Annotated in this window: 20 protein-coding genes; 12 read left to right on the top strand and 8 right to left on the bottom strand. The window is 68.7% G+C overall.

What is annotated here, in order from left to right; genetic code table 11:
- Window positions 1–53 precede the first annotated feature (53 nt).
- The 3 genes from OG300_RS08285 (at window position 54) to OG300_RS08275 (ending at window position 4,059) form a co-directional block, all read left to right on the top strand.
- Complete coding sequence (locus OG300_RS08285; protein WP_405493802.1) at window positions 54–1,496, top strand: FAD-dependent monooxygenase; 1,443 nt, start codon at window positions 54–56, stop codon at window positions 1,494–1,496.
- Between the two features lie 195 nt (window positions 1,497–1,691).
- Window positions 1,692–3,125 carry a hypothetical protein gene (locus tag OG300_RS08280; protein ID WP_405493800.1) on the top strand — a complete coding sequence of 478 codons (1,434 nt, stop codon included), beginning with the start codon at window positions 1,692–1,694 and terminating at the stop codon, window positions 3,123–3,125.
- A 58-nt stretch (window positions 3,126–3,183) separates the two neighbouring features.
- On the top strand, window positions 3,184–4,059 hold the full coding sequence (locus tag OG300_RS08275; RefSeq protein WP_405493798.1) for an alpha/beta fold hydrolase: 876 nt from the start codon (window positions 3,184–3,186) through the stop codon (window positions 4,057–4,059).
- Between the two features lie 66 nt (window positions 4,060–4,125).
- Here the strand turns inward: OG300_RS08275 and OG300_RS08270 are convergent, their stop codons facing one another.
- Complete coding sequence (locus OG300_RS08270) at window positions 4,126–5,118, bottom strand: heme o synthase (RefSeq protein ID WP_405493796.1); 993 nt, start codon at window positions 5,116–5,118, stop codon at window positions 4,126–4,128.
- Between the two features lie 334 nt (window positions 5,119–5,452).
- Here OG300_RS08270 and tkt point away from each other — a divergent pair, with 334 nt between their 5' ends.
- Genes tkt through pgl form a run of 5 tightly spaced genes read left to right on the top strand, consistent with a single transcriptional unit; the run spans window position 5,453 to window position 11,930 of the window.
- A complete protein-coding gene (gene tkt, locus OG300_RS08265) occupies window positions 5,453–7,594 on the top strand; it encodes a transketolase (RefSeq protein WP_405493794.1) in 2,142 nt (713 codons plus the stop codon).
- 5 nt (window positions 7,595–7,599) lie between these two features.
- Window positions 7,600–8,730, top strand: coding sequence for a transaldolase (gene tal, locus OG300_RS08260; protein WP_405493792.1), 1,131 nt, complete (start codon window positions 7,600–7,602; stop codon window positions 8,728–8,730).
- 2 nt (window positions 8,731–8,732) lie between these two features.
- Window positions 8,733–10,295 (top strand): glucose-6-phosphate dehydrogenase, encoded by a 1,563-nt coding sequence (gene zwf, locus OG300_RS08255; RefSeq protein ID WP_405493790.1) that lies wholly within the window; start codon window positions 8,733–8,735, stop codon window positions 10,293–10,295.
- The gene (opcA, locus tag OG300_RS08250) at window positions 10,292–11,203 is read left to right on the top strand and encodes a glucose-6-phosphate dehydrogenase assembly protein OpcA (protein WP_405493788.1); all 912 of its coding nucleotides are present in this window, start codon (window positions 10,292–10,294) and stop codon (window positions 11,201–11,203) included. Before zwf ends, opcA begins: the two co-directional genes overlap by 4 nt.
- Window positions 11,196–11,930 (top strand): 6-phosphogluconolactonase, encoded by a 735-nt coding sequence (pgl, locus tag OG300_RS08245; RefSeq protein WP_405493786.1) that lies wholly within the window; start codon window positions 11,196–11,198, stop codon window positions 11,928–11,930. Before opcA ends, pgl begins: the two co-directional genes overlap by 8 nt.
- Before the next feature lie 136 nt (window positions 11,931–12,066).
- On the opposite strand, the gene OG300_RS08240 is transcribed toward pgl, so the two are convergent.
- From OG300_RS08240 to OG300_RS08230, 3 genes are all read right to left on the bottom strand, one after another.
- Entirely contained in the window at window positions 12,067–12,729 is a 663-nt protein-coding gene (locus OG300_RS08240) for an HAD-IA family hydrolase (RefSeq protein WP_405493784.1), read from the bottom strand.
- Window positions 12,730–12,828: 99 nt separating this feature from the next.
- Complete coding sequence (locus OG300_RS08235; protein WP_405493782.1) at window positions 12,829–13,311, bottom strand: acyl-CoA thioesterase; 483 nt, start codon at window positions 13,309–13,311, stop codon at window positions 12,829–12,831.
- A gap of 60 nt (window positions 13,312–13,371) precedes the next feature.
- Window positions 13,372–14,430 (bottom strand): Lrp/AsnC family transcriptional regulator, encoded by a 1,059-nt coding sequence (locus OG300_RS08230; protein WP_405493780.1) that lies wholly within the window; start codon window positions 14,428–14,430, stop codon window positions 13,372–13,374.
- Window positions 14,431–14,528: 98 nt separating this feature from the next.
- On the opposite strand from OG300_RS08230, the gene OG300_RS08225 reads away from it, so the two are divergent.
- Entirely contained in the window at window positions 14,529–15,692 is a 1,164-nt protein-coding gene (locus OG300_RS08225) for a lactate 2-monooxygenase (protein WP_405493778.1), read from the top strand.
- Window positions 15,693–15,863: 171 nt separating this feature from the next.
- Complete coding sequence (locus OG300_RS08220) at window positions 15,864–17,009, top strand: FG-GAP repeat domain-containing protein (RefSeq protein WP_405493776.1); 1,146 nt, start codon at window positions 15,864–15,866, stop codon at window positions 17,007–17,009.
- 56 nt (window positions 17,010–17,065) lie between these two features.
- On the opposite strand, the gene OG300_RS08215 is transcribed toward OG300_RS08220, so the two are convergent.
- The 4 genes from OG300_RS08215 to OG300_RS08200 form a co-directional block, all read right to left on the bottom strand.
- Window positions 17,066–18,463 (bottom strand): amidase, encoded by a 1,398-nt coding sequence (locus tag OG300_RS08215; RefSeq protein ID WP_405493774.1) that lies wholly within the window; start codon window positions 18,461–18,463, stop codon window positions 17,066–17,068.
- Window positions 18,464–18,620: 157 nt separating this feature from the next.
- Window positions 18,621–19,736 (bottom strand): serine hydrolase domain-containing protein, encoded by a 1,116-nt coding sequence (locus OG300_RS08210; RefSeq protein ID WP_405493772.1) that lies wholly within the window; start codon window positions 19,734–19,736, stop codon window positions 18,621–18,623.
- Window positions 19,737–19,773: 37 nt separating this feature from the next.
- Complete coding sequence (locus OG300_RS08205; protein WP_405493770.1) at window positions 19,774–20,646, bottom strand: helix-turn-helix domain-containing protein; 873 nt, start codon at window positions 20,644–20,646, stop codon at window positions 19,774–19,776.
- A gap of 69 nt (window positions 20,647–20,715) precedes the next feature.
- On the bottom strand, window positions 20,716–21,681 hold the full coding sequence (locus tag OG300_RS08200) for an alpha/beta fold hydrolase (RefSeq protein WP_405493768.1): 966 nt from the start codon (window positions 21,679–21,681) through the stop codon (window positions 20,716–20,718).
- Between the two features lie 53 nt (window positions 21,682–21,734).
- Between OG300_RS08200 and OG300_RS08195 the strand changes: the two genes are divergently transcribed.
- Together OG300_RS08195 and OG300_RS08190 are read left to right on the top strand one after the other, a co-directional pair.
- Window positions 21,735–22,583 (top strand): SDR family NAD(P)-dependent oxidoreductase, encoded by an 849-nt coding sequence (locus OG300_RS08195; RefSeq protein WP_405493766.1) that lies wholly within the window; start codon window positions 21,735–21,737, stop codon window positions 22,581–22,583.
- Between the two features lie 43 nt (window positions 22,584–22,626).
- Window positions 22,627–23,820 (top strand): thiolase C-terminal domain-containing protein, encoded by a 1,194-nt coding sequence (locus tag OG300_RS08190; protein WP_405493764.1) that lies wholly within the window; start codon window positions 22,627–22,629, stop codon window positions 23,818–23,820.
- Window positions 23,821–23,826: the final 6 nt, after the last annotated feature.

Genomic DNA, 23,826 nt, shown 5'->3' with positions numbered 1-23,826 from the left:
CCCTAAATACTGAATCCACATTCAGTGAATCACTATTCAGAGTTGGAGTCACCATGAACCCGCAGGTCCTCATCGCGGGAGCCGGTCCCACCGGCTTGACCCTCGCCATCGAGCTGGCGCGTCGCGGTGTCGGTGTCCGCATCGTCGACAAGGCCGAGGAGTACTTCGCCGGATCGCGCGGCGACGGCATCCAGCCCCGCACCCTCGAGGTGTTCGACGATCTCGGCGTGCTGGACGCCGTGCTGGCGCAGGGACAGCCGCAGGCCCCGCTACAGGTGTTCATCAGCGGAGAATTCGCGATGCAACGCCGCATGAGCGAATGGCGCGAGCCCACACCCGAGGTGCCGCATCCGAATCCGTGGGTACTCGGCCAGGCCGACACCGAACGCGTACTACGCGAGCGACTGGCCGAATTCGGCGTCCGGGTCGAATTGTCCACCGCGCTGGCCGAATTCACCGCCGACGACGCGGGCGTCACCGCGGTCCTCGAGCACGACGGGCGCAGCGAGAGCCTGCGGGTCGACTACCTGGTCGGCGCGGACGGCGGGCGCAGCCTGGTGCGCAAGACCCTCGGCATCGAATTCCAGGGCAGCACCGACGAATCCATCCGCATGCTGCTGGGCGACGTGCGCGCCGACATCCTCGACCACGACCTGGGCTACTGGTTCGCCGAACCCGACCGGCCGATGGAGGGGCTCGCGCTGATGCCGCTGCCCGGCGGACGCAAGTACCAGTTCGCGGCACCGCTGTCCGGCGAGGCCGAGGCGAGCCTGGAGGTGTTGCAGGAGTACATCACCCGGCTCTCGCGCCGCGACGACATCGTGCTCAGCGATCTCACCTGGTCGACGGTGTGGCGGCCCAATATCCGCCTGGCGCAGCGGTATCGGGACGGGCGGGTGTTGCTGGCCGGGGACGCCGCGCACGTGCATCCGCCGACCGGCGGACAGGGGCTCAACACCGGTGTTCAGGACGCGCACAATCTGGGCTGGAAACTGGCTGCGGCACTGCGTGATCCGGCTGCCGACAGCGAGGCGCTGCTGGACAGCTACGAATCCGAGCGCCGCACGGTCGCCGCGCGCGTGCTGGGTTTGAGCACCGAGCTGCTCGACCGGACCGTGAAGGGCGACCCCGACGCCATGGACCGCGAGGGCACCCACCAGCTCGATATCAGCTACCGCGCGACGGACGCGGCGGCGGAGTTCGCGGCCGGGGATCGCGCGCCCGACGCGCCCCTGGTGGACTCCAACGACAAACCGGTCCGGTTGTTCGACGTGTTCCGCGGCCCGCACGCGACCCTGCTGCTGTTCGGAGACGCCCCGGCCGAGGACCCGATTCCGGCGGACACCAGGGTCGTTCGACTGCTCGCGCCCGGATCGACGGCCGCGGGTGCCGAACTCGTCGACGCCGACGCGCATGCCCGCCGCGCCTACCACGCCACCGAGGGCACACGGATTCTGATCCGACCGGATGGGTATGTCGGATTCATCCGGAATTGACCTGCCGAACCCGCGAGTAGGACTCCGGCTGCACGACAACGGCGTCGAACGTGCAGAATGATCTTGCTGCCGCGCAAGACGATTCGCCCCGACCGAACATTTTCGGCCACGCGATGTCACCGCGGCCACGTAAGGTGGTCGCGGCGACGGTTCGGGCGGCCGGCAGGTAGAAGCATCGGTCAGAGGTGGTCTGGGATGTTGGTGAAGGTCCGCAATGACGACCCGTCGCGGCTGTCGAGCACCGAACGCACGGTGGTGAACTGGCTCAAATCGTGGAGCGGTCCGCACGCGGTGCCCGGGATCGCGATCGTGCAGTGTCAGGACGCCGACGTGGTGGTGTGGACGCCGCAGACCTGCGTGGTGGTCGGCGTGCACGGGTTCACCGAACGGGTCACCGGCACCCTGAACTGCGCACAGGACGAACCCTGGACCGTCGACGGCAAACCCGCGCCCATCGACGGCGACGCCGATCCGCTCGAGCGAGTGCGCCGTCAGACCGTCGACCTGGCGGGGCAGCTGCGTTCGGCTCCCGGACGTGAGCACGTGCCCGTCAGCGGACTGGTGCTGCTGGTGCCGCAGCTCGGCAGCCGGGTGAAACTGGAAAAGGGCTCGCTCCCAGCGGGAATCGACGTGCTCATCGGCGATGGGCCGTCCTCGCTGCGCTCCTACTTCACCACCATCGCCGAGGGCGCGGCACCCTCGTGGGATGCGGCGCAGGTCGGGCAGGCGCTCGGCGCGCTCGGATTCGCCGCCGCCGCAACCTATTCCGATCTGGTGACCGAGGGCTTCCCGGTCCCGGAATCGGCACGGAACTCGCCGCTGCCGATGTCGGCCGCGCCCACCGTGGTGGTGCCGTCGGTGCCGGTCCCCGCCGCCGCTCCCCCACCCGAACAAACCGCCGCCGGTTCCGGACCGGGCGAACACCCTGTGGCCCACCAGGAATCGCACGACACCGGACGCAAGACGGGCATCGCCGCCATGGCCGGGGCGACCAGCGCGGCGGCCGCGGCCGCCGCCTACCGATCGGTCACCGCGCCGGATGAGGCGAAACAGGAATCCGGGCGCGGGAATCCGCCCTCGCCGACACCGCAGCCAGCCAGCTGGCCGGGGCAGCAGCAACCGCCGGGTGGTCAACCGCAGCCCGTCGCCGCCCGGCAGGGCGGGCAGCCGCAGCCGCAACCCCAGCCGGCGGGTTTCCGTCCGGGCGGGCAACCTCCGGGCGGGCAACCCCAGCGCCCGCAGCAGCCCGATCCGCGCACCGCGCCCTTGCCGGTGGGCTACGCCGGGGCGACCGGCCCCGATCCGCGCCAGGCGGCCTCGGCTTCCCAACCGGGCCCGGGCTTTCCGCTGTGGTCGGAGCGGCAGTCCGGCGGGCGGCCCGGCCGGGCCGCCCGCAATCCGCGTCGCCGTCGCGATCTGCCGATCATCGGCGGGCTCATCATGCTGGCGATCATCCTGGTGGTCGCGATCGCCTGCACCAGCCACAGCACCCGCACACCGAGCAAGCCGGGCACGGTCCAGCAGCAGACCAGCAGCGTCGCCACTCCGAGCGCGAGCCGCACCACCGACCCCACCATCGCCCCGACCACGGTGGCTCCGGCCTGCTTCCCGCTGATGCCCTGCAACTAATTTCCAACAAATCGGACATCGCCGATGAATTCCGGTGGTGGCCTCCGTCTTCAGTGGCATGACGACTTCGCACACACTGCAGACTCCGCAGGCCGACATCGCCTACGACGTGTACGGCCCGTTGCCGACCGCCGACGGCCGTCCGCCGCTGTTCATGATCGGACAGCCAATGACCGCCGCGGGCTTCGCCACCCTGGCCTCGCTGCTGCCCGAGCGCACCGTGGTCACCTATGACCCGCGCGGCCTCGGCCGCAGCGTCCGCAAGGACGGCAGCGCCGAGAACAAGCCGCAGGTGCAGGCCGAGGATGTGCACGCGCTGATCGCCGCGCTCGGCGACGGACCGGTCGACATGTTCGCCAGCAGCGGCGGCGCGGTGACCGCGCTGGCCCTGGTCGCCGCCTACCCCGAGGACGTGAAAACCCTGGTGGCGCACGAGCCTCCGCTGTTCGCGGTGCTGCCCGACGAGGCCGCCGCCGAACGCGCTCGCGCCGGCATTCGAGACGCCTATCAGGCCAACGGGTCCGGCGCGGGCATGGCCCAGTTCATCGCCTTCACCTCCTGGCCGGGCGAACTCACCGACGCCTACTTCGCCCAGCCCGCCGCCGATCCGGCCATGTTCGGCATGCCGCCCGGCGACGACGGCCGCCGCGACGACCCGCTGCTGTCGGAACTGTCGTGGTCGGTCACCAGCTTCCGCCCCGATTTCGACGCCCTGCGCGCCGCGCCCACCCGGGTGTTGATCGCGGTCGGCGAGGAGTCCGCGAACCTGATCACCGGCCGCGCCGCCGAGGCCGCCGCCCAGCTGCTCGGTGCGGAACAGGCCACCGAATTCCCCAGCCACCACGGCGGATTCGTCGGTGGCGACAACGGTTACGCGGGCAAGCCGGACGAGTTCGCCGTGCGCCTGCGCGAAGTGCTCGACGGCGGCGAGTAGCCCGCAACGAGAACCGCCGCCGGGGTTTTCACCCCGGCGGCGGTCTCATCGATAAAGAGGTACGGCTCAGACCCAGCCGAAGAGGATGTGGCCCAGGGTGTGCCAGCCCAGCACCGAGTCCACGGCCAGGCCGCAGAACACGACGGCCAGATAGTTGTTGGACTGCAGGAACAGTCGCAGCGGCTTGACCGATTCGCCCTTGCGGACACCGGAATACAGCTGGTGCGCCATCAGCAGGAACCAGGCACCGGCGACCAGCGCGACCGCGGCGTAGATCGCGCCCGCGGCGGGAACCAGGGCCATGGTGGCCAGCACGGTCAGCCAGGTGTAGATGACGATCTGCTTGGTCACGACCTGCTCGGTGGCCACCACCGGGAGCATCGGGACGCCCGCGGCCTTGTAGTCCTCCTTGTAGCGCATGGCCAGCGCCCAGGTGTGCGGCGGCGTCCAGAAGAAGATGACCAGGAACAGCACGATCGCGGGCCACGCGATGGTGCCGGTCGCCGCCGACCAGCCGACCAGGGCGGGCATGCAGCCCGCCGCGCCACCCCACACCACGTTCTGGGAGGTGCGGCGCTTGAGGCCGAGGGTGTAGACGAAAACGTAGAACAGGATGGTCGCCACCACCAGCGCGCCGGAGAGCAGGTTGGCCTGCCACCACAGCCACGCGAAGGACGCGACACCGAGGGTGACGCCGAAGACGAAGGCGTTGCGCGTCGGCACCGCCTCGCGTGCCAGCGGACGCTTGGAGGTCCGCTTCATCACCTTGTCGATATCGGCGTCGGCCACGCAGTTGAGCGTGTTCGCGCTCGCCGCACCCATCCAGCCGCCGAACAGCGTCACCAGGATGAGCCGGATGTCGACGTGCCCGCGATGCGCCAGCAGCATGGTGGGAATCGTTGCGACGAGCAACAACTCGATCACACGCGGCTTGGTGAGCGCGATGTAGGCGAGTACCCGCCGCACGGCCGCCGACAGCGGGCCGGTTCCGGTCACACGGTCAGCGAGCACCGTCCCGGAGGAGCCGTGAGCGCCACCCGGCTGTTGCCCAATCCCCACTGTTTCTCCTCGCACCGCGGCCACTACTACAGAGCATGGTAGACCCACGCCGACCGTGCTCCCGACCAGGTGTACCCCCGGCGCGTGGTGAGACCGGTTCGCGACGCGTACACCGGGTAGTCACGAAGCGGTCCGTGCGAGGCCACGAACCAGGGTCGCGACGGCCGGTGATTGCGGGTTCCCGCTCGGCAGCGAAACGCCGACCTTTAGGGTGGTTGGTACCTGGTGTGCCGCACTGCCTCGGATTTGGCGCACGGCGCATCGGATCCACCGCAGCGAACCAGCCGCCGCCCACAACCGCATCGTTGACGAACAGGTCAGGAGAACCTCGGTCGTGTCAGTCACAGACGACATCCGCGCGCTCACTCAGCCGAACCACCCCACCGACTGGACCGACCTGGATACGAGGGCCGTCGACACGGCCCGGATCCTCGCCGCCGATGCGGTGCAGAAGGTCGGCAACGGCCACCCCGGCACCGCGATGAGCCTTGCCCCGTTGGCGTACACGCTGTTTCAGCGCGTCATGCGGCACGACCCGACCGATCCGCAGTGGGTCGGTCGCGACCGTTTCGTGCTGTCGTGCGGTCACTCCAGCCTGACCCTCTACGTGCAGCTGTACCTGGCGGGCATGGGTCTGGAACTGGCCGATCTGGAGGCGCTGCGCACCTGGGGCGCGCTGACCCCGGGCCACCCGGAATACCGCCACACCGACCACGTCGAGATCACCACCGGTCCGCTGGGCCAGGGCCTGGCCTCCGCGGTCGGCATGGCGATGGCCGCGCGGCGCGAGCGCGGTCTGTTCGATCCCGCGGCGGCACAGGGTGATTCGGCGTTCGACCACTTCATCTACGTGATCGCCTCCGACGGTGACATGGAGGAGGGCGTCACCTCCGAGGCGTCCTCGCTGGCGGGCACCCAGCAGCTGGGCAACCTGATCCTGTTCTACGACGACAACAAGATCTCCATCGAGGACGACACCCGCATCGCCTTCACCGAGGACGTGGCCGCGCGCTACGCCGCCTACGGCTGGCACGTGCAGACCGTCGAGGGTGGCGAGAACGTGACGGCCATCGAGGCCGCCGTCGCCGCCGCGCAGGCCGTGACCGACAAGCCGTCGATCATCCTGCTGCGCACCATCATCGGTTACCCGGCCCCGACCAAGATGAACACCGGTGGCGCGCACGGCGCGGCCCTGGGCAAGGACGAGGTCGCGGCCACCAAGAAGATCCTGGGCTTCGACCCGGACAAGAGCTTCGACGTGGACGGTGCGGTGCTGGCGCATTCGCGTGGCAATGCCGCCGACCGCGCCAAGGCCGCGCGGGCCGTCTGGCAGGAGCAGTTCGACGCCTGGGCCGCCGCCAACCCGGACAACAAGGCGCTGTTCGACCGTCTGCAGACCCGCGCGCTGCCGCAGGGCTGGACCGACACGCTGCCGGTGCACGAGGCCGGTAAGGCGATGGCCACCCGTAAGGCGTCCGGTCAGGTGCTCGCGGCGCTGGCCCCGGTGCTGCCGGAGCTGTGGGGCGGCTCGGCCGACCTCGCGGAGTCCAACAACACCACCATGCCGGGTGCGGCGTCCTTCGGTCCCGAGGACATCTCCACCAGCGCGTGGAAGGCCAACCCGTACGGCCGCACTCTGCACTTCGGTGTCCGCGAGCACGCCATGGGCTCGATCCTCAACGGCATCGCCCTGCACGGCCCGACCCGCCCCTACGGCGGCACCTTCCTGGTGTTCTCCGACTACATGCGCCCGGCCGTGCGCCTGGGCGCGCTCATGCGCACCCCGGTCACCTACGTGTGGACCCACGACTCCATCGGCCTGGGCGAGGACGGCCCGACGCATCAGCCGATCGAGCACCTCGCCGCGCTGCGCGCGATCCCGGGCCTCAACGTGATCCGTCCCGGCGACGCCAACGAGACCACCTACGCGTGGCGCACCATCCTGGAACGCGACAGCGCCGAGCGCAGTTCGCACTTCCTGGTCTCCGACGCCCCGCATCAGGACGGTCCGTCCGCGCTCGCGCTGACCCGTCAGGACCTGCCGGTCCAGGAGGGCACCAGCTACGAGGGTGTCCGCAAGGGCGGCTACATCCTGGCCGAATCCTCCACCGGCACACCGCAGGTAATCCTGATCGCCACCGGTTCGGAACTGCAGCTGGCCGTGGACGCGCGCGCTACGCTCGAGGCACAGGGCATCGGCACCCGGGTGGTGTCCATGCCGTGTGTGGAGTGGTTCGACGCGCAGGAGCAGTCCTACCGCGACGAGGTCCTGCCGCCGTCGGTGCGGGCCCGGGTCACGGTGGAGGCGGGCATCGCGATGCCGTGGCACCGGTTCACCGGCGACAACGGTGAGAACGTGTCCATCGAGCATTTCGGCGCCTCGGCCGATTTCAAGACGCTGTTCCGTGAGTTCGGCATCACGACCGACGCTGTCGTCGCCGCTGCCACCCGCTCGCTTGCCAAGGTGAAGGGATAGTTTTCATGACCCAGAACGCGAACACCGCGGCTCTGTCTGCCGCCGGGGTTTCGGTGTGGCTGGACGACCTGTCGCGCGACCGCATCAAGTCCGGAAATCTGAAGGACCTGATCGATACTCGCAACGTCGTCGGTGTCACCACCAACCCGACCATCTTCCAGGGCGCCCTGTCCAAGGGGCACTCCTACGACGAGCAGGTCTCCGAGCTCGCCGCCCGCGGCGCGGACGTGGACTCCGCGATCCGCACCATCACCACCGATGATGTCCGCAACGCCTGCGATGTGTTCGCGGACGTGTTCGCGGCCAGCAAGGGTGTGGACGGCCGGGTTTCGATCGAGGTCGACCCGCGGCTGGCCTTCGACACCGACGGCACGGTGGCCCAGGCCATCGAGCTGTGGAAGATCGTGGACCGCCCGAACCTGCTGATCAAGATTCCGGCCACCGAGGCCGGTCTGCCCGCGATCACCCGGGTGATCTCCGAGGGCATCAGCGTGAACGTGACGCTGATCTTCTCGGTGCAGCGCTACGTGTCGGTGATGGGCGCCTACCTCGACGGTCTGCGCAATGCCACCACCGCCGGGCACGACATCGCCAAGATCCATTCCGTCGCTTCGTTCTTCGTCTCCCGCGTGGACACCGAGATCGACAAGCGGCTCGAGGCGATCGGCACCGATGAGGCCCTCGCGCTGCGCGGTCAGTCGGGAATCGCCAACGCGCGCTTGGCCTATGCCGCCTACCAGGATGTGTTCGACGGCGGCAAGCACACCGATGTCTACACCAAGCTGGCGTCGGCGGGCGGCAACCGCCAGCGGCCGCTGTGGGCGTCGACCGGGGTGAAGAACCCCGAGTACTCCGACACCATGTACATCACCGAGCTGACCGGTCCGAACACGGTCAACACGCTGCCGGAGAAGACCCTCGAGGCGTTCGCCGATCACGGCCAGCTCACCGGTGACACCCTCTCGGGCACCGGTGCGGCCGCGCAGCAGGTCTTCGACGCGGTCGCCGCCGCCGGAGTCGATCTGACCGAGGTGTTCGAGGTGCTCGAGACCGAAGGCGTCGACAAGTTCGTCGCCTCCTGGCAGGAGTTGCTCGACGCCACCACCGAACAGCTTCGGGTGGCGGGAGGCAACTGACAGTGGCCGCCGCGACAACACCGGCCGCGAACGAGAACCCGCTGCGCGATGATCGCGACAGCCGGGTTCCCCGTATCGCCGGGCCGTGCAGCATGGTTATTTTCGGCGTTACCGGTGACCTGTCGCGGCACAAGGTGCTGCCGGCCATCTATGACCTCGCGAACCGGGGGCTGCTGCCCCCGGGCTTCTCGCTGGTCGGATTCGCGCGCCGGGACTGGACCGACGAGGACTTCGCGAAGCTGGTCCACGATTCGGTCACGGCCTCCTCGCGCACCCCGTTCCGCGACGAGGTGTGGCAGCAGCTCAAGGAGGGATTGCGTTTCGTCCACGGCACTTTCGAGGACGACGCAGCCTTCCACAACCTGGCCTCCACGCTCAAGGATCTGGATCGCGATCGCGGGACCGGCGGCAATGTCGCCTTCTACCTGTCGATTCCACCCGGTGACTTCCCGATCGTGCTCGAGCAGCTGTCGAAGAACGATCTGGCCGAACCCGCGGATTCGCCTGCGGGGCAGGTCAAGCCGTGGCGCAAGGTGGTGATCGAGAAGCCCTTCGGCCACGATCTGAAGAGCGCACAGGATCTCAATGCCCTGGTGAACACCGTGTTCCCGGAGCGTTCGGTGTTCCGCATCGACCACTACCTGGGTAAGGAGACGGTCCAGAACATGCTGGCGCTGCGCTTCGCCAACCAGCTGTGGGATCCGATCTGGAACGCCAACTATGTCGATCACGTGCAGATCACCATGGCCGAGGACATCGGATTGGGCGGTCGCGCAGGCTATTACGACGGGATCGGCGCCGCCCGCGACGTCATCCAGAACCACCTGCTGCAGCTGCTGGCGCTGACGGCCATGGAAGAGCCGGTGAGCTTCCAGCCCAAGCAGCTGCAGAACGAGAAGATCAAGGTGCTCTCGGCGACCAAGCTGGTCGCGCCGCTGGACGAGACCACCGCGCGCGGGCAATACACCGCGGGCTGGCAGGGATCCGAGCCGGTGGTGGGCCTGTTGCAGGAGGAGGGTTTCGACCCGAACTCCAACACCGAGACCTACGCCGCCATCACCCTCGCGGTGGAGACGCGGCGCTGGGCCGGGGTGCCGTTCTATCTGCGCACCGGAAAACGCCTGGGCCGCCGCGTCACCGAGATCGCCGTCGTGTTCAAGCGCGCACCGCATCTGCCCTTCGATCAGACCATGACCGAGGAGCTGGGGCAGAACGCGCTGGTGGTGCGGGTGCAGCCGGACGAGGGCATCACCATGCGCTTCGGGTCCAAGGTGCCGGGTTCCTCCATGGAGGTCCGGGACGTGAACATGGACTTCAGCTACGGCGAGGCCTTCACCGAGGACTCCCCCGAGGCCTACGAGCGGCTCATCCTGGATGTGCTGCTGGGTGTGCCGTCGCTGTTCCCGGTCAACGAGGAGGTCGAATTGTCTTGGCGCATCCTCGATCCCGCGCTCGAGCACTGGGCCGAGACCGGTAAGCCCGACCCGTACGAGGCCGGCGGCTGGGGCCCGGAGTCGGCCGACGAGATGCTCGCGCGCAGCGGGCGGGAATGGCGGCGACCGTGATCATCGACATGCCCGACACCGACACCCGCGAGGTGTCGAAACGTCTTGTGCAGCTGCGGGAATCCAATGGCGTGGTGACCATGGGGCGGGTGCTCACCCTGGTGGTGTGCACTCTCGACAGCTCCGAGGCCGAGGACGCCATCGACGCCGCCAACGACGCCAGCCGCGAGCACCCCTGCCGGGTGATCGTGCTGGCACGCGGCGACCGGATGGCTCCGACCCGCCTGGACGCGCAGATCCGCGTCGGCGGTGACGCCGGGGCGGCCGAGGTGATAGTGCTTCGGCTGCAAGGCGATCTGGTGCCGCACGAGTCCAGCGTGGTGATCCCGTTCCTGCTGCCCGACACCCCGGTGGTGGCGTGGTGGCCGCGCGGGGCTCCGGAGTTCCCGTCCAAGGATTCGGTGGGCCGCCTGGCGACCCGCCGCATCACCGACGCCACTTTCGCCTCGGATCCGCAGACCACGATCAAGGGCCGTCGGCACGCCTACGCGCCCGGCGACACCGATCTGGCATGGAGCCGTGTCACCTACTGGCGGGCCCTGCTGGCGGCGGCGCTGGACGAGGCCCCGTTCGAACCCATTGAATCGGTGACGGTTTCGGGTTTGAAGGAGGAGCCCGCGCTGGACATGCTGGCCGGTTGGCTGGCCGCGCGGCTGGACTGCCCCGTGGTGCGCCGCACCGGCGAGCTGAAGGTGGAGATGCACCGGCCGTCGTCGGTGTCGATCTCGATCGCGCGCCCGCAGCACGGTCGCACCGCCACCCTCACCCGCACCGGCGAACCGGATCAGCGCTTCGCGCTGGCCCGCCGCGAGACCAGGGACTGCCTGGCCGAGGAGCTGCGGCACCTCGACGCGGACGAGGTCTACTCGGAGGCGCTGGCCGGACTCGAGAAGGTGACCTATGAGTAAGCCCGCCATCGAAACCTTCGCCACCACCGACGAACTGGTGGCCGCCGCGGCCGCCCGCTTCGTCGCCCAGGTGGTGGAGGCGCAGCGCCTGCGGGGTTCCGCCTCGGTCGTGCTGACCGGCGGCGGCACCGGCATCGCCCTGCTGGAACTGGTACGCCGGGCTCCGGGCGAAATCGACTGGTCCAAGCTCGACGTGTTCTGGGGCGACGAACGTTTCGTCCCCACCGGCGATCCGGACCGCAACGAACTGCAGGCCCGCGAAGCCCTCCTCGACCATGTCCCGGTCGACCCGGCCCGCGTGCACCCCACCGAAACCTCCAGCGGCGACTACCCGGACCCCCTGGAGGCAGCGGGCGAGTACGCGGCCACCGTGCACGCGCACCTGGCCGAACACGGCGCGTTCGACATCCACCTGCTCGGCATGGGCGGTGAGGGCCACATCAATTCGCTGTTCCCCCACACCGACGCCACCCGCGAGGAGCACGAACTCGTTGTCGCGGAAACGAATTCGCCCAAGCCCCCCGCGGTGCGAATCACGCTGACCCTGCCCGCGATTCGCAAGGCCCGGCACGTGACCCTGATCGTCTCCGGCGAGGCGAAGGCAGCCGCCGTCGCCGCCGCGGTGAACGGCGCGTCCCCACTGGACATTCCGGCCGCGGGCGCGATCGGCTCCGAGTCCACCACCTGGCTCCTGGACGAATCCGCCGCCGCGGATCTCCCCGCCTGACTCGCCCTGCACCGAAGCCCCCGGCCAACTCGACCGGGAGCTTCGTCATGTCACGCCCGCCGCCCGCAAGCCAGCGTTCGCCACCTTGCCGTCGATCAACTCAGACAAAGGGGACGGAATCGTGCACGCCGGACGGTCAGGCGGTGACGTGGATGGCGAATCCGTTGGGGCCCAAGGGTTCGACGGCGATGCGGGTGAGGTCCTCGACGTGGGCGGTCGGGTTGTGTACGGCGGCACGGGGACCCACGCCGATGACACGCATGCCTGCGGCTTTTCCGGCGGCGATGCCCGCGGCCGAATCCTCGAAGACCACGCAATCCTGTGGTGGGAGGCCGAGTTCGGCGGCGGCCTTGAGGAAGCCCTCGGGGTCCGGCTTGCTGAGGATGACCTCTTCGGAGGTGATGCGGAGGGCCGGGATCGGAAGGCCCGCGGCGGTCATGCGGTTGCGGGCGAGGGCTTGGCTGGCTGAGGTCACCAGGGCGTGCGGGAGGTTCGCGACAGCAGCGAGGAAGGCCGGTGCGCCGGGGATGGCGACGACGCCGTCGGTGGCCTCGACCTCTTCGGCGAGCAGGGTGGCGTTCTCGGCGTGGTTGATTTCGGCGGGCCGGTCCGGCAGCAGTTCGGCCATGGTGGACCAGCCCTGTCGGCCGTGCGCCACCGCGAGCACCTCGTCGATGGGCAATCCGTGCCGGTCGGCCCACTGCTGCCAGAGCCGTTCCACCACGGCGTCGGAGTTCACCAGGGTGCCGTCCATATCGAGCAGCAAACCTCTGGCAGTGAGCGTGTCGATTACCGTCATGTATTGGTTATAACCACTGTCGCCGAGGAGTGCCACCGGTTAGCTCCCGCACCGCCGCACCGCGGGACGGTCCGCGGCGCACGGCAACTGGACGGGGGGTCAGGCTCCACCGCCGACCGGGGCCACGCGCGGGCGGGCGATCGGTGGGCGAGCCAGCGGGGCGCTGACGGGTGGGGGCGCGGAATCGATGGGCGGCTGCCGGTACACCATGCGGGTCTCGGTGACCTCCTGACGACCGTGCGGGGCGGCCGACCCTGCGGCGTCGAGGTTCACGAACACGATCTTGTCGATGGTGAGGATGGGCTGGCCGGTGGCCTTGTCGCGGACCTCGCAGCCCAATGTGATGGAGGTGCGGCCGAATTCGCGAACCATGACGCCGAGTTCGATGACGTCACCGAGCCGGACCGGGTTGATGAAGTTGATTTCGGAGATGAATTTGGTGACCAGCCGCGAATTGTTCAATTGGCCGGAGGCGTAAATGGCGGCTTCTTCGTCGAGCCAGGCCAGCAGGGTGCCGCCGAACAATGAGCCGTTGGGGTTCAGATCCTGCGGCTTGATCCAGCGCCGGGTGTGAAAAATCATCGCACGTACCGTCCTTGTCGCTTCGGAAAAGGGAAGTCGAGCGGTACAGCCACGGGTAGATTACCTCGGTGCCACGGAATTGCGCACGGGAACGGTTTCCTGCCAGATATCGGGCGGGACCACGGCCCGCGAGCGGCCATGATGGTCGAGGACGCGGCCCAGGAGTTTCTCGTGGCGCAGGGTGATGGCGCGGTCGGTGATGGTGAGTTCGGGGTGCAGTGTCGCTATTCGATTCTCGAAACGGGCCACCTCCGCGACCGAATGCAGCCCCGCCTGCAAGACCAGGTTGTGGCTGCCGCTGACGGCGGCGCAATTGCGGGTCTGCGGGAGGCGGATCAAGCTGTGGCCGATTTCGGGGAGGGCGGCGGTGGGGGCGGTCGCGCAGTAGGTGACGGCGACGGGCCAGCCGCCGAGTGGGCGGGCGAAATCGCAACGGAAGCTGAGCATTCCGAGGCGGGTCATTTCGTCCAGACGACGTTTCACGGTGGAGACGCTGGTATCCAGGGCTGCGGCCAGGACACTGTGCGCGGCGCGGCCGTCGTGCGAAAGTTGCGCGATCAGAGCACGATCCAGCGCGGTGATCGGGCGGCGGCCGGATTCGGTGGCCGGATGCGCGGGCGGCGTGCGCAACTGGTCGCGCTGACCGGGGGCGAGGGCGTCGATGCGCCAGCTGCCACCCTCGGTGAACCAGTGCGTGACGATGCGGGTGCGGATCGCGGTGATGTGCGGCAGTGCCGGGAGCACGTCGAGGGTGTAGCGCGACATCTGCTCGAACCCGCCGGTGCCGACGGTGGCCAGGATCCGGTTGCTGCCGCCCGCGCGTTCCAGGGTGAGCATGTGCGGATGCGCGGCCAGGGCGCGCACCACGGTCGCGGTTTCGCCTGCGGCACAGTCGATATCGACGTATGCGGCGCACACGATCTCGTAGACCGCCGGGCCCGGGGACACCGACACCCAGGCTTCCCCGCGCTCGCGCAGCCGCTGCCAGCGGCGGGCCACCGTCACCGGATCCACACCGAGTACCTGACCCAGATCGGTCCAGGAGGCACGCGGCCGCAGCTGCAGCGCGTGGATCAGGGCCAGGTCGTCTTCGCTCAGCAGCCTGACATCATCCTGCACGACGGCGACACCCCCTGATCACATCCTGCGATTCGGCCTCGCTCACACCCCAGTCTTGCACAATTGGGCGGTCGGCGATGAAGACGGAGAGGCACCTCGTGGCATTCGGTGATTACCAGTTCGAGATCTATTTCAACGGCCTGCGCGGGGTGGTGCCCACGCTGCCGGTGAGTGCCGCCGAACTGGAGGCGCGCGCCCAGGCGGCGATGCCGCCGTCGGTGTGGTCGTATGTCGCCGGTGGTGCGGGCGACGAGCGCACCCAGCGCGCCAATGTCACCGCTTTCGAGCGCTGGGGACTGATCCCCCGCATGTTCGTGGGCGCGAAGGAACGTGACCTGTCGGTGGAGCTGTTCGGAATGACGCTGCCCGCACCGGTTTTCATGGCCCCCATCGGTGTGATCGGGTTGTGCTCGCAGGACGGGCACGGCGATATCGCCACCGCGAAGGCCGCCGCCCGCACGGGCGTCCCGATGGTCGCCTCCACCCTCACCGTCGACCCGCTCGAGGATGTCGCGGCCGAATTCGGTGACACCCCGGGCTTTTTCCAGCTCTACACCCCCACCGACCGCGATCTGGCCGCCAGCCTGGTCGAGCGCGCGGAGAAGGCGGGCTTCAAGGGCATCGTCGTCACCCTCGACACCTGGGTGACCGGCTGGCGTCCGCGCGATCTGGCCTCCGGCAACTTCCCGCAGCTGCGCGGGCACTGCCTGGCCAACTACTTCAGCGACCCGGTGTTCCGGGCGGGTCTGGCGCAGTCGCCGGAGCAGGATCCGCAGTCGGCGATCCTGCGCTGGGTGCAGCTGTTCGGCAATCCGCTCACCTGGGACGATCTGCCGTGGCTGCGGTCGCTGACAAACCTGCCGCTGATCGTGAAGGGCATCGGTCACCCCGACGACGCGCGCCGGGCCAAGGATCTGGGTGTGGACGGCATCTACTGCTCCAATCACGGTGGCCGCCAAGCCAATGGCGGGCTCCCGGCCCTGGACATGCTGCCCGACGTGGTGGCCGCGGCCGACGGGCTGCCGGTGCTGTTCGACTCCGGCGTGCGCACCGGCGCGGACATCGTGAAGGCCCTGGCGCTGGGTGCGACCGCCGTCGGCATCGGCCGCCCCTACGCGCACGGTCTCGCACTGGGCGGTGTGGACGGTGTCGTGCACGTGCTGCGCACCCTGCTGGCCGAGGCAGATCTGATCATGGCGGTCGACGGCTACAAGACGCTGAAAGACCTTACGCCCGAAGCGCTTCGCCCCGTGGCCGGATAACCGGAATCCGAGACGCGGTGCGGCTGCTGTTTCGGCACAGTGCACCACGATCCTCGCGATGATCGGGCAATCGGCCGAATTGCGTTGAACGGCAATAGTTACTGTTACACGGTGTCCTAGAGTCCGTGCCCACCACCGCACGGTGGTGTCACACCTGACTCAGGAATACCTATGCAAGCACGCATTTTCCGACCGTTACTGATCGCGGTCGCCGCGGTCTCGGCCCTCGTGCTCGTGCTGCCCACCACCGCGTGGGCAGCCGGGACGATCACTTTCGCCGCCAAGATCGATTCGCCCTCCGGCGGCTCCTTCCCCTCGTGGGGGCCGGGTCCCGCGCCGATCGGCACGGTGAGCGCGGACTTCAACGGCGACGGGAATCCCGACATCGTGGCCGCCGACTTCCAGGGCTCCGGCCCGATCCTCATGACCGGCAAGGGCGATGGCACCTTCAATCCCGGCACCCGGGTCGGCAGCCCGGGCATCGGGTACGGCGCGGTCGCGGTCGGCGACCTCAACGGCGACGGCAAGCCGGACATCATCGCCCAGTCCTGGACCCAGATCGCGGTCTTCCTCGGCAAGGGCGACGGCACCTTCACGGCCGGGCAGAAGTACCTGACCGTCGAGGGCGCACAGCAGGAGGTGCTCGTCGCCGACGTCAACGGGGACGGGAAAGCCGATGTGCTGAGCCTGATCCCGACCGGGGTGCAGACCTGGATCGGCAAGGGCGACGGCACCCTGAAGGCGGGCCCGGTCACGCTGTTCGGCGGCACGCCCGGCACCTTCACCACCGGAAAGTTCCATGCGGGCGGGGGTGTGGATCTCGCGATCAACAACGATGTGGCGCAGCAGGTTGAGGTGTTCTTCGGCAACGGCGACGGCAGCTTCACCCACAAGGGAGCCAGCACCAGCGGCCTGATCACCGAGGATGTGCGCGCGGCCGACTTCGACGGGGACGGCATCGACGATGTGGTGACGGCGGATTCGTTCTCCTTCAGCACCACGGTGCTGATCTCCGACGGGCAGGGCGGATTCAAGAAGACCAACCGGGTCAACCTGTCGGGGCTCGGCCCGACCAGCATCGCGGTCGGCGACTTCAACCACGACGGCAAGATGGACGCCGCCATGTCGGCGGTGGTGAGTTCGACGATCGTGGTGTTCACCGGCAACGGTGACGGCACCATCACCAAGACCGGCGAGTATCCGGTCACCTCGCAGCCGCAGACGCCGGTGCTCGCCGACTACAACAAGGACGGCAAGCTCGACATCGTGGTCGCCGGCAGCTCCAACGCGGTCAGCTTCCTGAAGAACATTTCCTGATATTCACCGAATCGGGCACCGGGGCAGGTGAATTCGCCTCGGTGCCCGCTTCGGGTTCAGTCCTGGATGCGCCGGAACGGGTGGTCGACCTCCAGCGCGAAGGCCAGTTCGAGCAGGGTGCGCTCGTCGCCGTGCGCGGCGGAGAACTGCACCCCGATCGGCAGATCCTCCGACGTGGCACCCAGCGGCAGTGAGATGGCCGGTGCGCCTACGACATTCGCGATCGGCGTGTAGGTGACATACGCGAGCAGCCGGTCGAAGACCTCGTCGAACGGCACGTTCGGGCTCAGATAGCCGAGCCGGGTCGGGGCCGAGGCCAGCACCGGCGACAGCACCACCTCGACGTCGTTGAACATCTTCGCGTAACCGTGCCGCGCCTGCGAAAGCCGGTACAGCACAGCGGGTGTGCGCCACGCCGAACCCAGGTAGCGGCCCGCCAGCCCCCGGGTGAAGGGGTCCATGCGATCGGCGCTGAACGACCAGTCGATGCCGATCTTCCCCGACAGGCCGAGCAGGAACGCCAGCATCGCCCAGTAGGTCGCGAAATCACCCGCGAAGCCCGGTGTGACGGGGTACGCCACCGGCCGCACCTCGTGTCCCTGCCGCTCCAGCAGTTTGATGGTCTCGTCGAGCGACGCCCGCACTTGCGGGTCCAGCGCCGCCCCGGTGATGGGCTCGGCCAGCACCCCGATGCGTAGTCGCCGCTGCGACGGCCCCTCCACCAGCCCGACCGGCGGCAGCGCCGGATTGCGCCAGAACCGTTCGGCGGCAGCGAAATACGTGGCGGTATCGCGCACGCTGCGGGTCAGCACGCCCTCGGAGACCAGATTGATCGGCATCGAACGCGCCTGCGGCCCGTCGACATGCCGACCCCGGGTGGGCTTGAGCCCGACCAGGCCGCAGCACGCCGCGGGAATGCGGATCGAGCCGCCACCGTCATTGCCGTGCGCGATGGGCACCACGCCGGCCGCCACCAGCGCCGCCGATCCGCCCGAGGATGCGCCGGAGGAGAATTCGGTGTTCCACGGATTGCGGGTCGGTTCCGCGTTCGCGAACTCGGTAGAGGCGTTCAACCCGAACTCCGGCAGCGTGCTCTTTCCGAGCACCGTCACCCCGGTGCTCAGGAACTGCTTGGCGAACGGCCCGTCCGCCTTGGCCGGGCGCGCGGTGAACGCCGCGCTCCCGTGCTGGGTGGGCAGCCCGCGCAGATCGGTGTTGTCCTTCACATAGGTGGGGACCCCGAACAGCAGTGCCTCCCGGTCGGTGCCGACGCGCGGCGAATCCGGCTCTACGACAATCCCGTTGAGCAGCGGATTCACGGCTTCCGCCCGAGCGTGCGCGGCCGCGGCGGCCTCGGCCGCACTCACCTCGCCGCGCTTGATCAGCGCCGCCAGCCCGACGGCGTCATGCTCGCCGAGCGCATCGTCGGTGAACGCGTGAACTCGCGTCGACATGAAATCTGCCTCCTCGAAACCGGTGAACTTCGAATTCTGCCCGCCCGACCCGAACTTGACGAGCGTTCAGTTCGCATTGCGGCTACGTCGGAATACGCCGGGCGGTCGGCACGGGTTCATCTCCTTCCGATTGCGCTATCGCGACGGCCCGATCGATTCACGCGAGCGCGGTGCGCACGAGGCTCGCCAGCGCCGCGTCGATGGGATGCGGCTGCGGTATTCCGGCCGCGTCGAGACGATTCCAGCGTTGCAGGTTGACGGCCAGGGACAGTTGGCGGTGGCCGTCGGCGGAGGTCAGCGAGATCGCGCCGCCACCCCACACCGATCCGTCGTGGCCCCAGTGGACGCCGGTGCCGGGCAGTTCGACCCGGTGCAGGCCGAGGCCGTAGTGGATGGTCTTGCCGTCGAAGGCGATGACCGGGTTGGTCTGCTGCATCTGGGTCAGCGCGGCGCAGCTGATGATCTCGCCGGACAGCAGCAGGGCGAAGTAGCGGTTCAGGTCGGCGACAGTGGAGATCAGGGAGGCGGCGGGGCCGACGAAAGACATGTCGTAGACGCTGAAGTCGCGGGGCGGCTCGAACATGCCGAGCCAGGATTCGTAGTGCCGGGAGTGCGGACCCTCGATACGGGTTCCGGTGGGAAGTTCGGTGTCGGTGAGTCCGGCCCGTTCGATGACCTCGCGGGTGATGACCTTTTCCGCCGACTCCCCCGTGACCGCCTCCAGAAGTTCGCACAGCAGCAGATAATTGGTGTTCGAGTAGATGCCCGGTGTGCTGCCCGGGGCTCCGGTGGCGGGGGCGGCGACGCCCAGCGCGATGAGTTCGAGCCGGGGGAAGTGGGTGAATCTGTTGTCCGCCAGGCTGTCCGGGGTGGTGTCGGCGACCAACGGCCACGCCGCCAGCGACGGGTAGGCGTGCGGGAGGTAGTCGGCCAGGCCGCTGGTGTGGTTGAGCAGCATGCGCACGGTGATGGCCTGCCCCCGTTCGTCGGGGACCAGGCGGGGCAGGTAGTGGCCGATCGGGGTGTCGAGATCGATTTCGTCGGCATCGAATTGGCGCAGAACCGCGGCGGCGGTGAACGCCTTGGTGATGCTGCCGACGCGGTGGCGCATATCGGGGGCGACCGGGCGGCCGGTCTCGGTGTCCGCGACTCCGGCGGCGACGGAGAAGGTGTCGCGCCCGTCACGTAATTCGGCGAAGATTCCGGGCACGCCCGCCTCGTGTACGGCATCGAGGGCGGCTTGCAGTGCAATGGGGTCGAGTCTGCCGGTCACGGTCTGTCCTTCGGTCGATAGGTGCTGGCAGACACCACTATCGACCGACCGATCCCCCATGGTCTTGGAAGAATTTTCCCCACGCGCCGTGCCGTTGCCGGGCGATATCGGGCAGGTAGTGCGCCATCAGCGCGCCCGGCGGCCGATCGGTGAAGATCGACACGTCCCGGCTCAGGTGCGCCTGATCGGTGTATCCGCAATCCACCGCGACCTCGACGGCCGGACGGCCCGCCACCAGACCGTCGATCGCGGAGCGGAAGCGCACCAGCATCGCGGCCCGCTTGGGCGTCAACCCGATCTGCGACTCGAAGCGCGCCCACAGCCGCTTGTTGCTCCAGCCCACGGAGGTGGCGAGCGCACCGATCCTGACCTGCCCGCGCGAGGCAACGATCCGATCCCACCCGGCGATCACCTCCGGATCCGGAGCCCGCATCGGCCTATCAGCCTGTGCCAGAAATGATCTCGTCAGGTCGAACCGCTCGCCCCAGGTACCCGCGGCCGCCAGCTGCTCGCGCAGTCGCTCGGCGCGGTGTCCCCACAGATCGTCCAGATCGACGACGCCGCGCCCGAATTCGCTTGCCGGGACACCGAGTAGCGCGTACGCCCGCAGCGGCGACATCCGCACTTCGACGCACTCGGGCCGGTCATGACGAATCCGCATGGCCTCCAGGGGAAGTCCCGCCACGAAGCCGCCGAGCGCATGCGGCCCGTCGGCATCATCGACGGTCATCGAGCCGTCACCGAACGCGATCAGCACCGTGACCGCCGCCGTCCCGGCGACCCGCAGATCCAGCCCGGGCCCATCCACCTGGCGATACCCGATCATGGCCGCACCCGCCGGTCCGGCCTCGGCCGAGCCCGCGAAATCCCATACCCGGCCGGACTCCCGTGCGGGTTGCACAGCTCCCACCGGTCCAGGCTACGCAATCGTCGCGGGTGTGCCCCACCGCTCGGCGAGGCACACCCGTTCGGATTTCGGCTACAGCCCGAGGCTCTTCAGCGCACCGGTGAGGAAGGTGTTGACCGCGTCGGGCCGTTCGAGCTGCACCAGGTGCCCGGCGGCCGGGATCTCCACCACCTCCCGCAGGTCGGTGAGGTTGGCTCGCAGCGTGGCCAGCGGGTCGCGACCGCTGAATCCCTCCATGTCCGGGTCCTTTTCGCCGTAGAGGAAGAAGGCGGGCACCTCGACCTTGGCGCCGGCGTAGGCGGCGGTGAGTTCCCAGTTGCGGTCCAGGTTGCGGTACCAGTTGAGCCCGCCGGTGAACCCGGTGCGCTCGAAATCGGCCACCAGCACCTCGAATTCGTCCTGCGAGAGCCACGGCCAGGGCAGCGCGGGAGCCTGCGGCAGCACGTCGAGGTAGCCGAGACCCGGCGGGTTCTTCCAGGTGTCGAGGTAGTGGTATTCGCCGGAGAGCGAGTAGTAGACGCGCGCCAGGAAACTGCGCGGGTCGGCGGCGAGTTCGGCGTCGGCGACACCGGGCTCCTGGAAGTAGGACAGGTGCAGGAAGTGCTTCTGCGAGGCCCGGGTCCAGAATTCCGAGGGCGCGCGCGGCGGCCGGGGGGCGAACGGGTTGTTCAGGACCGCGACGGCGGCCACCCGTTCGGGGGCGCGCAGCGACAGTTCCCAGACCAGTTGCGCGCCGAAGTCGAGTCCGACGAAGACCGCTTTCTCCGCGCCGATGTCGTCGAGCAGGGCCAGCAGGTCGCCGACGACGGCCTCGTTGGTGTACGCCTCGATGTCCGCGGGGGCATCCGTTCGACCGTATCCACGCAGGTCAGGAGCAATGGCGTGATATCCGGCCGCCGCGACCGCCGCGAGCTGGTGGTGCCACATGTACCAGGTGTGCGGGAACCCGTGGCAGAAGACGACCGGGAACCCTTCTCCTTGCTCCGCGACGTGCATGCGGATGCTTCCGGTGTCGATCGTCCGATGCGTCAGTTCCACTACGACTCCAATTTCTAGAACACGTTCCTATTTCAAGGTAATGTCCAGAGGTCGTGAGCGAAATACCCAAGATTCTCGCCGGAACGGTCGCCGTGGTGACCGGCGCCAGCCGTGGCATCGGCAAGGGCATCGCCCTGGAGCTGGGCGCGGCCGGGGCGACCGTGTACGTCACCGGGCGCACCGTCACGCCCGGAAACCTGCCCGGCACGGTATCGGCCACCGCCGCCGAGATCGACGAACTCGGCGGGGTCGGGGTGCCGGTGGTCTGCGATCACCGCGACGACGAGGCGGTGGAGAAACTGTTCGCGCAGATCCGCGCCGAGCAGGGCCGCCTCGACGTGCTGGTCAACAATGTCTACAACTCGCCGGCCTCGGCCCGCTGGATCGGCCGCAAGTTCTGGGAGGTGCCACCCAAGGCGTGGGACGCCGGCTTCGACATCGGCGTCCGATCCCACTATGTGGCAAGCGTTTTCGCCGCACCCCTGCTGCTGGAGTCGCGCGGCCTGATCGTGAGCGTGACCTCGCCGGGCGCGGTGCGCCAGATGCACAACGCGGTCTACGGCGTCGGCAAGGCGGCCGTCGACCGGCTCACCGCCGATATGGCCCACGACTTCGACGGCACCGGCGTCACCGCGGTCTCCATCTGGCCGGGCATCGTGAACACCGAACTGCTGCAAATGGTTCCGGCCGACGCCGACGGCCGCCGCCTGGTCACCCTGCCCGGTGAGGGCACCTACGACCTGGACGCCGCCGAGACGCCGCGCTTCCCCGGCCGCGCGGTGGTGGCGCTGGCGACCGACCCGGATCGCCTGGCGCGCACCGGAAAAGCCTGGAAGGTCGCCGACCTCGCCGAGGCGTACGGCTTCACCGATATCGACGGCCGCGTCCCGCGCGCCGACTGAACAACTCGACACACGTTCCAGCACAAGAGGAGTACAAAGACCAATGCGACGCGTTTTCGTCGTCGGCGTGAACATGACGCCGTTCGTGAAGATCGGTTCCCGCGAGTGGACCTACCCGGAGATGGTCGGTGAGGCCGTGCGCGGTGCGCTGAGCGACGCGGGCGTCACCTACGACCAGGTGCAGCGCGCCGCGGTCGGCTACGTCTTCCAGCCGTCGGCCGCCGGGCAGCGCGCCCTCTACGAGGTCGGGCTCACCGGAATCCCGATCGTCAACGTGAACAACAACTGCGCCACCGGATCCACCGCGCTGATGCTGGCGCGCGAATGGGTGGCCAGCGGCATCAGCGATATCGCGCTGGCGGTCGGCTTCGAGCAGATGACCAAGGAGGCCATGGCCGGTCCGGCCACCAAGCCCAAGGTCACCACGGTCGACTCGCACCTGAAGGTCAACCGGGAACTGTTCGAGTTCTCCGCCGCGCCCATCACCACCCAGTTCTTCGGCAACGCCGCCATCGAGCACATGAAGCGCTACGGCACCACGCCCGAGCAGCTCGCGGCCGTCGCGGTCAAGAACCACGAGCATTCGACGCGAAACCCGTTGGCGCAGTTCCAGGATGCGTACACCCTCGAGCAGGTGCTCGGTGACAAGCCGGTGCACGGCCCGCTGACCCGCTCGCAGTGCTCGCCGATGTCGGATGGCGCGGCCGCCGCGGTCGTGGTCAGCGAGGAGTACGTGAAGGCGCACGGCCTCGAGGCGCAGGCCATCGAGATCCTCGCCCAGGAGCTGGCCACCGACGACGGCAATGCGTTCTCGACCGGGTCGATGATCGACGTGGTGGGCGCGCCCATGACCCGCGCGGCCGCCTCGAAGGTGTTCGCCACCGCGGGAATCGGCGTCGCCGACGTCGACGTGATCGAGCTGCACGACTGCTTCTCGATCAACGAGCTCATCACCTACGAGGCGCTGGGCCTGTGCGGCGAGGGCGAATCCGGTGCGCTGGTGGAATCCGGTGCGACGACCTACGGCGGCACCTGGGTGGTCAACCCGTCGGGCGGTCTCATCTCCAAGGGGCACCCGCTCGGCGCGACCGGCCTGGCCCAGTGCACCGAATTGAGCTGGCAGCTGCGCGGACTCGCGGGCGAGCGCCAGGTGCCGGGCGCGCGCACCGCGCTGGCACACAACCTGGGCTTGGGTGGCGCCGTGGTCGTCACCCTCTATGCCGCGCACACGGCATGATCACCG

The organism is Nocardia sp. NBC_00511, assembly GCF_045161165.1.
Classification (GTDB): Bacteria; Actinomycetota; Actinomycetes; order Mycobacteriales; family Mycobacteriaceae; genus Nocardia.
Note: the sequence above shows the minus strand (reverse complement) of the source record. Positions and strands in the feature narration are given on the sequence as shown.